We start from the raw sequence: 11,917 nt of genomic DNA, 5'->3' as shown, positions 1-11,917 counted from the left end.
TGGATTCTTTACGGCAGGGAACTTGACATATTAATCAATGGGAATCACCCTCTTTACGGAAATTTTGCCGTTGACATCCTCACCACCTTAAAATGGACGGCAATACCACCCCAAAACCATGAAGCGTTTTTTCCTTTTAGCCGTAGGGTGCGTTCCCTAAGATGGCTCATACTACTCCACCGATAGATTTTTGGGAACGCACCCTGCACATTCATTGAAGCTGTGAGTTTAAGTGCGGTCGCTGATCTTATAGCGTTTCCTGTTCGCAAGAGGTACATTATCGATGTTGAAAAGCTTAATTAGCAAAGGTTTAAATGTGCCACACAGGTGTGAGAACTGCTATAATAAGCTACATTAACAACAATACTTAAAGAAAAGGCTTAAAGATGATCAGTAACAAGGGTAAAAAAACAAGTCGCTCCTGGTGTTTTTGCCCGACGATAGGCTCTCTTGGGTTTGGTGGGTAAAATGTATTCTAAGATACAGTCCTGCGGGCGAGCGAGTGAAACGAACCACAAAGACACAAAGGACACAAAGATTGATCGCTCTTATATAATTTAAACTTATCACACAAGGTCGAGAAGAGCCGACGATATTGCAGATTATAATTAATGAAACAGGTTTTGTTGCTATAGGGATTCGTTTTGTCCAACCATTACCGATGAAGATGATTGGCAACCTTGCCAAGAATTAGTGGTACAATTACCAAATAAACAGTAATTTTTTCCATAAGTATCTAAGCACAATTAATTACACATCTAAGCCACTACTCCGTCAGACTTCTGCTGTGAGTAAACAGTGAACTGAAAACTCAAATCCGATCCCTAATAGCTTTATCCCGTCTCCCGTCTCCTGTCTCCCATTTCCCATCTCCTGTCTCCTGTCTCGACTAGGAAATTAGTTTTGCACGACTACTTAACCCTAATCCCTCACCCCCAATAGGATTATGATGCACGGTTTTATTCCCCCTCATCGTTATTTTCCCTATCTTACTTGGACTGATATAGATTCAATGCTAGATAAGGAAAATGTGGTAATTATTCAACCCATCGGTGCGATCGAACAACACGGACCCCATCTCCCTATTGCTGTCGATGCTGCCATTAGTTTAGGGGTTTTGGGCAAAGCTTTCGAGAAATTAAATACAAATGTTCCCGCCTTTGCTTTACCCTGTCTCTACTACGGAAAATCTAACGAACATTGGTCTTTCCCCGGCACGATTACCCTCTCGGCAGCCACCTTATTAACCCTCATTCAAGAGATAGCTGAAAGTCTCTATCGTTCGGGGTTTCGCAAGTTAGTATTAATGAACTCTCACGGCGGACAACCGCAAGTTATGGAAATTGCCGCTAGAGATATTCACCAACAATATCCCGATTTTTTAGTATTTCCTTTTTTCACTTGGCGAGTTCCCCACAATGCGGCTGAATTATTCTCGGAATATGAATTAGAATACGGTATTCATGCAGGAGATGTGGAAACTAGCATTATGTTATCATTACTGCCAGAACAGGTCAAAATTGAGCGGGCTGTCCGAGAATATCCCCAGGGTTTGCCAGAAAATAGTTTATTAACTATGGAAGGAAAATTACCCTTTGCTTGGTTAACTAAGGAATTAACTAAAAGTGGAGTGATGGGAGATGCTACTAATGCAAGTAAAGAAAAAGGCGATCGATTATTAGAATCCGTTGCTAATGGTTGGGTACAGGCGATCGCTGATGTTTATCAATTCCGTCAACCGAAGTTATATTAACTGCCTATTGTTAATTTTATTACAAGGTCTAAAACTCCATCTCCCTTCTCCTTTGATTCGAGCATTTGATCACTATCTTCTATTAGCATCAACAGAGGAAATTTTAACCAGACTTCTGGTGGTTTTTAGCATAACTATATAATCTCAATTATGAGCTTTATTTTTGAGATTTTAGAAATTTTGTAACCAGTAATAAAAAGAAAACAAACGACATTTTTTACCATATTTTTTGTACAGGATAAGAATCGAAAACAGAATCAACACCCAGGATAATTAGGTTTTCTGTAATTGCTTGAGAAATCAATAAACGATCAAACGGATCTTTGTGATAATAAGGTAAGGTGTCTAATGTCCAAATATGAGATAATTTCAGGGGTAAAATCTGCACATCATTAATTTTAGTTTGATCTTTAACTATTTCCGAGAGAGAAATATCTAAATTTAATTTGCCTAACTGTACTTTGATCTGTATTTCCCAGACACTGACCAAACTCAAGAAAAGAAGATTATTTCTATCTTCTAGTATCTTAATTGCTGATGAGGAAAGCTGAGGAGAATTCTGGGAAAATTAGATTAAAGTGTGACTATCTAAGAGAATATTCATGAGTCAAAATTCCAGAAATTATCGGGTAAGGGTTGATTGAAATCATCACTCATCCAAATTTTTCCCTGATGCAACCCAAAGACTCGTTTTTTAGGGGAAGATAAAGGCTCCTTTTCCTCCGTGAGAGCTTCTACATATTCTAAGATTTGTTTTTGTTTATCTAGAGGAATTTCCTGTAGCTTGTTAATAATGCTTTCTGTAATTTTATTGCCAGAAATAGTCATGGTTTTCTCAATATATACTGAAATCTACGATGCAAGCTTCATGATAGCATTTTAAACATAAATAAAGTTAATTTTTGTAGAACCACTTCCCCAACTTGTTTAAGAGAGTTCCTGCAAAAATCAAAAATCTTCCGTGAGGAGACTCCGAGACAATCCAGAGGAGGAGAAAAAAGACAAGAAACAACTATCCCGTCCATAAAACCCAAGATTATGTCAAATTTATCTGAGGTTTTCGATATTTTGAGCCGATAGCACCTCGAAAACTTACTTTTACAGGAGGTTTAAGCTAAATTAATCCTATTGTTAAGGATATTAGTTAGAGCAGTTATCTTAATGAGCAGGTAAGTAGTCATGCAAAATAAATTTCCTAGTGAAGACAGGCAAGAGGCAATAGGCAAGAGGCAAAAGCTTTATCGAAATGTGTAATTAATTTTGCTTAGGTACTTACGAAGTTTTCGTTTTCGGGAGTCGGTCTTCCATACCAAATTAGATTACACTTCATCTTTATGAGAAACACTGTAACAGACAGAAATTAGCTGTTTCAGTCCACTAGGGCTGCTGACTTAGAAAAAATTGCGTTAGAATTAAAGAAATATTACAAGTGATTGACAAAAATGAGTAAGCCTGATATAGAAACCATTGCCCTGCAGTTAGAAAGCAGCAACTCCAAAGATCGTCTGCTGGCCTTGGCATCCCTGCGAGAAGTGGCCCCGGAGGAGGCTGTACCCTTGATCAAAAAAGTCCTTTATGATGAAATGCTGCCGGTGCGATCGATGGCTGTCTTTGCTTTGGGAGTCAAACAAACCGAGGAATGCTTTCCTATCCTCGTGGATTTGTTAGCCAATGATGCCGATTATGGCATTCGCGCCGATGCTGCGGGGGCCTTAGGTTATTTAGAAGATATTCGCGCTTTTGAACCCCTACAACGAGCTTTTTACGAAGATACGCAATGGTTAGTCCGCTTCAGTGCTGCCGTCGCTTTGGGCAATTTACGCGATATTCGGGCTAAACAGGTGTTATTATCGGCTCTCGATAGTAACGAAGCGGTTATTCAACAGGCCGCTATTGCCGCTCTTGGGGAAATCAAAGCAGTGGAAACCGTCGAGAAGCTTTTAACCTTTGTTAACTCCGATGACTGGTTAATCCGGCAGCGATTAGCGGAAGCTTTAGGCCAGCTTCCGGCGGAAAAAACGATCGCAGCCTTAAAATTTTTGGTCAAGGACGAACATCCACAAGTGCGGGAAGCAGCCCGTTTATCTTTGCAAAAATTGGCCAACGTCTAGGGATAGGATAGAATAAATAATCTATTCTTCCAGAGCGATCGATCTTTGCCTACAGCCATTCATGGACATTCAAGAATTTATTAATCTCTGTGCGGGTAAATGGTTTTCTCAGCGCACCAGTTATCAATTAGCTGCCCAAAAAGTTGCCAATAATAAAGCAGAAATCACCATCGATTTGCTGGCTGCCGATGCTGCCGATGTGGTGCAATTATGTTTAGAAAATAACTGTCAGTCCCACACCAGTCTAGGGGGATGGAAAACGACTTGGGATAATTCCGTGGACTATGGACAACCGAAAAAAATCGGTTCTAGCTATTTAGTTTGGCTACCCTCAGAAAATTCTTGGCAAGGAAAATTAATCACAGCGGTCGGTAAATCGGCAGCGCTGGGAGAATATCATCTCAGAAGCGATCAAGCTTTAACTTTAACCATCGAGGACAATCACCATCGTATCGAGGAAAGAATCTGGTTTGCTAGTCCTAATCTGAGATTGCGTACCAGTATTATTCAGTCGGCCAATGGCGATCGCCAAACGGTTTTCTACTCGGAAATTCGCAAAATGGTTGCTTCTTAAGTAGGGTCTGCTGAAAAAGTTTGTTGGTGGGGTTAGGGTGTGGGGTGTGGGGTGTGGGGTGTAGGGTTTTACCGATTTTCATCTGGTCAATTACCTAATTTTCAGGGAAAAAGTGCCTAAATTTCCCCCCCCGATCACCCCAAGGTCTGGCACTTTTTGATGGGGAAAAAGTCTAAAAACCTTATCCAACAAGGTTTTTAGATTTATTCAGCAAACCCTAAGTAGCTGCCATCCCCAATCTCTGAGGTGGGGAAGACAGGATTAATCTTCCACCACTCCAGTCAAATCCTCCTAACGTCGGCCGCGTCTGCTGCTGCCGAAACCACTGCGACTAGGGGTACGACGGGAACCAGAGGAACCGAAACTAGGAGAACGTTTGACATTATCAGATTTACCCGAATTCTTCAGGGTACTGGAACCATAACCAGAACCACTGGGTTTTGTGGTGGTGGTGGTGCTGCGATTGGGACTAGAGGGAGTATTGCTAGGATAACGACGTAAATTGCCAGTAGAACGGAGAGTTTGCCGGTTTTTGACCGCCGGAGGTGGACTATTATGTTTAGTCCGGTATTGATCCACTGCCTGATTATAGGTGGAACCGTAACCACCAAAACCGGTCATCACACCCCCCGGAGTATAGAGGGGAGGAACGTAGTATTGAGGACGAAAGAGCAAACTACCCAAAGCTTGACCAGCAACAGCACCGAAAAAAGGACTCCAAAAACTCGATTCTTGTCGAATCACCACGGTTTCCTGTTGTCCGGTTTGGGGATTGTTCCGCACTTCCGTGACATTATGGACATACTCAATTTTAAAATCTTCGGTCATGTACAGGGTAGCCTGATCACCGTTGATTTCTACTGCGGTTTTTTCCCTTTTAGCAATGTCCTCCTCGGTTAATCTAGCCATTTGCAGGTTAGTGGTGCGAAAGAGGGGAGAAGTCCCCCCGGGGGTGTTTAACAGCATTAAGGTATAAGTGCCATCTCCGTCATCGTAGGTAGCTTGTTGCACCTCGTAGCGACCGCTACTAACCTGATTGGATTCTCGTCTTACACTACTGTTATTAGCTGAGGGTGACTGAGTTTGATTTGACGAGGAACCACAGGCAACCGTTGTGCAACAAAGGGTAAGAATTAAAAAGATTGTCGTTACTTGGCGCAGCATAAGGGCAAAATTAAGACTATAAAGGCAGCAATTCGGGGAAATTGAGTAATAGTTGCTCATTGGTCAATTCATCTCCCAATTGAGCAGGAGAAAAATGTACCTGAATCGCACGCAGCCGACCTTGGTAGTGGAGGTTAATTATTGATTTTAAACCATCTTCCAGGGCCTCTCGATCGGCTAGGCTAGTTTCTAAACCAGCACTCTCACCCTCGAATGCTATTGTGATCATAACAACTAAGTTATCGGTGACGGGTAAAGTTAAGGGTTCCTTTTCCCCCACTTCCGGAGACACCGATTCACTTAGGTATCTCCCCGCAGAATCGGTAAACAGTTCGTTAACGTAGTCTCCCGCTTCCCCCTCATTCCAAAAAACATCGCCCTCATTAGCCACAGAAAACCAATAGAGGTTCATCTGCAGCAGATTTTGACAAATTTCTACTAAACCCTCTCCCATGACCTCTAAATCGCCTTCGGAATCGATCGCCTCCCGGCCGGCACGATTAAGAATACCGATCAGCGGTGCGATTTCTTGGCCGTAGAGATGCAAAAATAAGCGACAGACCACATAGCGAGTTCTACCCGCAAATTTCTTGAAGCGATCGCCTAAAGAACTCATAATAGACCTCTGGTAAAAATCAAAAATTGTCGTTAAGGTTAGGAGTCAGGAGATAGGAGTCAGGAGACTTTTTTTTTATTTATTCTCCCCACTTCCCACTTCCCACCTTCAAGTCAGTAGTCTTGAAGCCATCAGCTAGATCAAGGTGATAATCAAGTAAACAGCCAAAAAAGCCATCAGCTTTTATTTATTTTGCCATTTTCTAGGGTTCTATGCCTTGATGTCCTGTTAACAGTCTATAATGACTTAGAATCCTATTGGTGTGAGCAAATGGCTGTCCAACTACAACAAGCTTTAGTGGTTGCTTCCTATATCTTGAAACAGCGTCTAGCAGGAAAAAAGCGTTTTCCCTTAGTTTTAATGCTAGAACCCCTATTTCGCTGTAATTTAGCCTGTACTGGCTGCGGTAAGATTCAACATCCCCCGGAAATCCTCCGCAATCATCTTACCCCAGCAGAATGTTTCGCAGCGGTGGAAGAATGCGGGGTTCCCGTGGTTTCCATCCCCGGGGGTGAGCCGCTTTTACATCCACAAATCGATGAAATTGTCAAGGGGTTAGTGGACAGAAAAAAATTCGTCTATCTGTGTACCAATGCCCTGTTATTGGAGAAAAGCCTAGATAAATTTACTCCTTCACCCTATCTTACCTTTAGTGTCCATCTGGATGGTCTCAAAGAACATCACGATCGCTGTGTGGATCGAGAGGGAGTATTCGATAAGGCAGTAAAAGGGATTAAAGCGGCGAAAGCGAGAGGTTTTCGGGTTACTACTAACACCACGGTTTTTGAAGGCACAGATCCGCGAGAAATGCAGGAATTTTTCGATTTTCTCGCTACTTTGGGCATCGATGGCATGATGATTTCCCCCGGTTACAGTTATGAGTGGGCCCCGGATCAAGATAGTTTCTTGAAACGGGAGCAAACTAGAGCTTTATTCCGAGAAATTCTCTCACCCTGGAAATCAGGTCAGAAAAAGTGGAATTTTAACCATAATCCTCTCTTTCTCGATTTTCTCATCGGTGAACAGGACTATGAATGCACGCCTTGGGGTAGTCCTAGCTATAGTCTTTTAGGATGGCAAAAACCCTGTTATCTGCTTAACGAAGGACATTACAAAAGCTTTCGGGAACTTTTAGCAGAAACCAATTGGGATAACTACGGTCGGGCCAGTGGCAATCCTCAATGTGCCGATTGTATGGTACATTGCGGCTATGAACCGACCGCGGCCATGGCAGCTTTTAAACCGGCTAATATGGGACGTGCCATGCAGAGTTTAATCGGAGTCTAATCCTAAACTGATTCTAACCAGACGGCGGGGACTTGACTAGGGCGATCGGGTAATTGCATCCATCCCATTTCGCACAGACGAATTACCGAACTTAATTTTTCTACCAAAGCGGGATCGAAACGAATCCCGCTATAATTTTGACAGCGCTCTAGGGCCTCTCCTAAATCTAGAGCTAGTCGGTCGCCTCGCGGTTGAGTTAATTCCTGAAAATAGGCTGATAATCCTAAAATTCGCGACTCTAGGCTGATTTCTTCCCCTTTTAAACCGTTGGGAACCCCGCTACCATCCCAGTATTCAAACTCATGGTAAATAATCTGTTGAATTGGGGCTAATTCGGGCATAGTGGCGAGTAATTGTGCGCCTAACACCGATCTATCCCGCCAAAATAACGCATTTGCTCCCTCTAACTGACTGGCACGCTGTCTAAAAACTTCGATCGGAGCCTCCGCTAGACCGATGCGGTATAATAAACCAGCTAATCGTAAGCGTCGTAATCTCAGGGTGGGTAAATCGAGCAATTGTCCCAACATTTCCGCTAAAGCGGCCACCTGTAGGGAAGCAAGGGGATTATCAATATCTCTTTCATCGACTTTTTGGGCCATTCTTAGAAAAGCTTGCAGTTTATTAGCGGCTAAATTTTTATTTAAACGGGATGCTTGTCCTTCTAAGTCGCTTAATTCTCGCGTTTGTCTGCTGACGGTGACTAACTGCTGTTGACTGGTTTGCAGATAGGTGACAATGCGAGAGACTACTCCCGTTAAATCCGTGGGAATGGGATTAATATTTTGACTAATTTCCTCTTGTTGTCTGCTTAAATCGGCCGCTAGACTGGGATTATAGGGATGCAGACGCTCAATTAAGATCCTAGCGGCTTTTTCAACTAAATCGCGATCGAATGTCCATAAACCGTAGAATTTTCGCTCCGTGTCTATTTGGGGTTGACTATCGGACCGGTATTCTTCTGGGGATAACTCATGACAGAGTACCATGGAGGCGTAATCGGGGGAAAGAATGATTAAATTCCACTCATTCACCAAACTATCGCTATTATCTAAGTTCACTAGCGAAACATTCTCTAAACTGCCGGTTTTATGCTCAGAAAAACCACTATCGGCCACGGCAGCGATCGCAATATGACGAGAAGAGCGAGCCATATCTAAATAGCGCTCAGCTTCCTGTAAATACCATTTTCCCTGTTGAAAGGTGACTAAAACCAGTGGTTTATTTGTACTATCTGGGCTGCTAGTTTGCAAGATATGATCTTCAAGAGCATGACAGAGGGCCACCAGGGTATTCTTAAAATAGACCCCGTAACTGCTGGGTAATCTTCCCGATGAAGCTATTTTTAACTGTTGTAAGCTGGATCCTACGGTCATAAGTGGCAAGATTAGGGGGAGTGGGGTGTGGGGTGTGGGGTGTGGGGAGAATAAATAAAAATAATCTCCTGACTTCTGACTCCTGATTACTGATGACTGATGACTGACTCCTCATAGCTTTTTACTTAATTTTATCTCAAATGTCGGGGTGAAGACCGTTCGGCGGTTCGGCGGTTCGACTCAGCTCACCGTCAATATAAAGGCTCAATGTATAGTCATTTCAATTAAGATTGAGAATACTAATCCTAGAGTTCAGGTCTAGACTGTATCAGACTGATCTGAAATGACTATATCAGTGGGATTGTTCAGTGATCAGTATATAGCTGGCAGTAACAGTGCTGTCTTTTCACTGATTACTGTTCACTGATAAAATCTCCCCGCTGCCAGGGACTCTTAACAGGTAAATTGGAGGCTTAACAGTTTACTTGGGCCCCTAGGGTATCTAAAGCCAAAATTTTGGCACTGGAGTTAATCCCCACTTCCTCCCAAGCATTGGTCATCTCTGTGGCTGTTTTTTGGGCATTTTCAGGGTTAGTTAAAGCTAATAGGCTCGGACCTGCGCCACTAATTACCATCCCGTAAGCACCCCCATTAATGGCGGCTTTTTTCACCTTTTCGTAACCCGGGATCAACGATTGCCGATAGGGTTGATGCAGTTTATCCTCTAGGGCAATTCTCAGCCAATCGCCGTTACCCGTCTCTAATCCCCGCAATAATAAACCCAAGCGGGAAATATTGAAAATAGCCTCCTGACGGCTAATTTTTTCGGGTAAAACCGCCCGAGCTTTTGCCGTAGCCAGTTCAAAATCGGGAATCCCTAGGACGGGAATGAGATTTTTTTGCCAAAATACTTGACAAATAGCCCAATTTGTGCTACCACCTGCCGATAGCTGACAGTTGCCCCGCAAAGCCGGCACCACATTATCTGGATGGCCCTCCAATGCGATCGCTAATGCTTCGATTTCCCCCATAGATAAAGGATTGCCCGCGCATTGATTGGCAGCCACTAACCCACCGATAATAGCAGTAGCAGAACTACCTAAACCTCTAGCCAGAGGAACCCCTAAACCGATCTCGATGGCGATAGGGGGCGGATTCTGTCCTATTTTTTGATAAACTTGCAAAAAAGAAGTGTAGATTAAATTATCAGCATCTTGGCTAACTTTAGCTGATTCATTTCCCTTGACACTAATGCTGACAGGGTTAGCTGTCGTTGCCGGCAGCAGGGTAAAAGTAAACTGATTATATAGGGTTAAGGCCGCTCCGAGACAATCGAAGCCGGGCCCAATATTAGCAGTGGTAGCGGGAACTGTTACCGTAAAAGTTGTCATGGTTAAGCTTTTGCCTGAAGATAGCGGCGATTTACCTCCTCCCAGTTAACCACATTCCACCACTGTTTTAAATACTCAGCCCGTTGATTACGATATTTTAAGTAATAGGCGTGTTCCCAAACATCATTGCCCATAATTGGCTGTAATCCCATCATTAGGGGGCTATCTTGGTTAGCAGTGCTGATAATTTCTAGTTGTCCTGACTTATTTAACACCAACCATGTCCAACCACTACCAAAAAGTTTAGTACCTGCTTGGTTGAAAGCGTTTTTAAATTCCTCGAAACTGCCAAATTTAGCGATTATTGCCGCTCCTATTTCTCCTGTTGGTTCGCCACCGCCATCGGGGGACATAATCTGCCAAAACATCGTATGATTAAGATCGCCGCCGCCATTGTTGCGGATAGTGATGCGAAGATCGGCGGGCAAAGAGTCAAGATTTTTAATTAATTCTACTACTGTTTTTTTCTGCAATTCTGGATATTTTGCCACTGCCGTGTTGAGATTATTAACGTAGGCTGCATGGTGTTTATCGTGATGAAATTGCATCGTTTCCTTATCGATATAAGGTTCTAGGGCATCATAGCTATAGGGTAGGGCGATAAGACCATAGGGACCAGTAGCAGCAAAAGCGGGACGGTTAAAACCGGCAAGAGTGGCTGTGCCAAGGGTAGCACCTAAAAGATAAAGAAATTGACGGCGATCGAGAGACATATTCTCAGAGCAGATGTTCCAATGATCAATTATCCTATCGATCGGTACTTCGGGAGACAAAAATTTTTATCGACAGACTCCCAGAAGTAATCAGAATCTAGTGGTAGTTCTCCCTAATTACCATAAACGATAAAAACTTTTCAACAAGCGCGGCGGAATTTTTAGATAATAACCAATAATTATTAATTGATTAACTAAGGTGGTTTTGGCAACTCCTAATTTTTGCCAACGTCTTGCCGAGGTAATCACCGCAGTAGAAACTATGGCTATTTTACCCCTTTTTTTCAATCTTTGTATTAATTCAAAATCTTCCATAATTGGCAACTCAGGAAACCCGCCCAAATCTGCCAATATTGAGGCTTTTAAAAATATTCCTTGATCTCCGTAGGGAAGAGAAAACCAGCGAGAACGCCAATTAACTAATTTTTCCACTAAACGCAGGGTTTTTTCCTCTCCATCAATTTTTAATTCAAAGGACCCCGCTACTATCCCAGATTGAGATAAAGTATTGATAATTTTTTCTTGATAATTTTGGGGAAGTAAAGTATCTCCGTGCAGAAATAACAAAATATCTCCTTTCGCTATTTTTGCTCCTAAATTCATCTGAAATGCACGACATTTACTAGAAGAAATAATTACTTTCGCTCCCAATTGTTCAGCTATTTCTCTGGTTTTATCTGTACTTCCCCCATCGACAACAATAATTTCTACTCCTTCACCTATCTGTTTTAACGTTGCTGCAATTCTTAACTCCTCATTAAGAGTCGGAATGATAATACTAAGATAATTCATGAGGTTTTGTACTAACTAAAGTCAGAGGATTTAGGGGCAACCATCGGGTAAATTTTCCTACAGATACCGAGGAATTGATTGGGATTGGTAATAAGTAAGTAGTTATAATTAAATAGAAGATAGATTTTGCCTCTGATCCCCCCTGCCCCCCTTGATAAGGGGGGTGCCGATCCCCCCTTAGTCCCCCCTTAATCCCCCCT

General features: G+C 42.7%; 14 protein-coding genes. 5 read left to right on the top strand and 9 right to left on the bottom strand.

The window, feature by feature from the left end:
* Nucleotides 1-186: hypothetical protein (locus tag PN470_RS19590; protein WP_272104965.1), on the top strand; the 186-nt coding region annotated here is incomplete at its 5' end.
* Nucleotides 187-390: 204 nt separating this feature from the next.
* Here PN470_RS19590 and PN470_RS22255 read toward each other — a convergent pair.
* A complete protein-coding gene (locus tag PN470_RS22255; RefSeq protein WP_306307484.1) occupies nt 391-570 on the bottom strand; it encodes a hypothetical protein in 180 nt (59 codons plus the stop codon).
* A 376-nt stretch (nt 571-946) separates the two neighbouring features.
* On the opposite strand from PN470_RS22255, the gene PN470_RS19585 reads away from it, so the two are divergent.
* Entirely contained in the window at nt 947-1,753 is an 807-nt protein-coding gene (locus PN470_RS19585; RefSeq protein ID WP_272104964.1) for a creatininase family protein, read from the top strand.
* A gap of 217 nt (nt 1,754-1,970) precedes the next feature.
* Here PN470_RS19585 and PN470_RS19580 read toward each other — a convergent pair whose 3' ends face one another.
* Nucleotides 1,971-2,279: a type II toxin-antitoxin system VapC family toxin gene (locus tag PN470_RS19580; protein ID WP_036394832.1), complete on the bottom strand. Its 309-nt coding sequence runs from the start codon at nt 2,277-2,279 to the stop codon at nt 1,971-1,973.
* 74 nt (nt 2,280-2,353) lie between these two features.
* A complete protein-coding gene (locus PN470_RS19575) occupies nt 2,354-2,581 on the bottom strand; it encodes a DUF2281 domain-containing protein (protein WP_002734460.1) in 228 nt (75 codons plus the stop codon).
* Between the two features lie 614 nt (nt 2,582-3,195).
* Here PN470_RS19575 and PN470_RS19570 point away from each other — a divergent pair.
* On the top strand, nt 3,196-3,864 hold the full coding sequence (locus PN470_RS19570) for a HEAT repeat domain-containing protein (RefSeq protein ID WP_002752215.1): 669 nt from the start codon (nt 3,196-3,198) through the stop codon (nt 3,862-3,864).
* A 61-nt stretch (nt 3,865-3,925) separates the two neighbouring features.
* Entirely contained in the window at nt 3,926-4,438 is a 513-nt protein-coding gene (locus tag PN470_RS19565) for a phycobiliprotein lyase (protein WP_130757035.1), read from the top strand.
* A 291-nt stretch (nt 4,439-4,729) separates the two neighbouring features.
* Here the strand turns inward: PN470_RS19565 and PN470_RS19560 are convergent, their stop codons facing one another.
* A complete protein-coding gene (locus PN470_RS19560) occupies nt 4,730-5,662 on the bottom strand; it encodes a hypothetical protein (protein WP_272104963.1) in 933 nt (310 codons plus the stop codon).
* A complete protein-coding gene (locus PN470_RS19555) occupies nt 5,619-6,218 on the bottom strand; it encodes a DUF1517 domain-containing protein (protein ID WP_272104962.1) in 600 nt (199 codons plus the stop codon). The genes PN470_RS19560 and PN470_RS19555 overlap by 44 nt, the downstream gene beginning before the upstream one ends.
* A 270-nt stretch (nt 6,219-6,488) precedes the next feature.
* Here PN470_RS19555 and hpnH point away from each other — a divergent pair, with 270 nt between their 5' ends.
* Nucleotides 6,489-7,505: an adenosyl-hopene transferase HpnH gene (gene hpnH / locus PN470_RS19550; protein ID WP_271937258.1), complete on the top strand. Its 1,017-nt coding sequence runs from the start codon at nt 6,489-6,491 to the stop codon at nt 7,503-7,505.
* A gap of 2 nt (nt 7,506-7,507) precedes the next feature.
* Here hpnH and PN470_RS19545 read toward each other — a convergent pair whose 3' ends face one another.
* From PN470_RS19545 to PN470_RS19530, 4 genes are all read right to left on the bottom strand, one after another.
* Complete coding sequence (locus PN470_RS19545) at nt 7,508-8,881, bottom strand: DICT sensory domain-containing protein (protein WP_272104961.1); 1,374 nt, start codon at nt 8,879-8,881, stop codon at nt 7,508-7,510.
* Between the two features lie 413 nt (nt 8,882-9,294).
* Nucleotides 9,295-10,212, bottom strand: a complete 918-nt coding sequence (gene thrB / locus PN470_RS19540) for a homoserine kinase (protein WP_272104960.1) — start codon at nt 10,210-10,212, stop codon at nt 9,295-9,297.
* Between the two features lie 2 nt (nt 10,213-10,214).
* The gene (locus tag PN470_RS19535; protein ID WP_185239352.1) at nt 10,215-10,925 is read right to left on the bottom strand and encodes a superoxide dismutase; all 711 of its coding nucleotides are present in this window, start codon (nt 10,923-10,925) and stop codon (nt 10,215-10,217) included.
* Nucleotides 10,926-11,042: 117 nt separating this feature from the next.
* Nucleotides 11,043-11,717: a TIGR04283 family arsenosugar biosynthesis glycosyltransferase gene (locus tag PN470_RS19530; RefSeq protein ID WP_272104959.1), complete on the bottom strand. Its 675-nt coding sequence runs from the start codon at nt 11,715-11,717 to the stop codon at nt 11,043-11,045.
* Nucleotides 11,718-11,917: the final 200 nt, after the last annotated feature.

The sequence above is a fragment of the Microcystis sp. CS-574 genome (assembly GCF_028329095.1).
GTDB lineage: Bacteria > Cyanobacteriota > Cyanobacteriia > Cyanobacteriales > Microcystaceae > Microcystis > Microcystis ichthyoblabe_A.
Note: the sequence above shows the minus strand (reverse complement) of the source record. Positions and strands in the feature narration are given on the sequence as shown.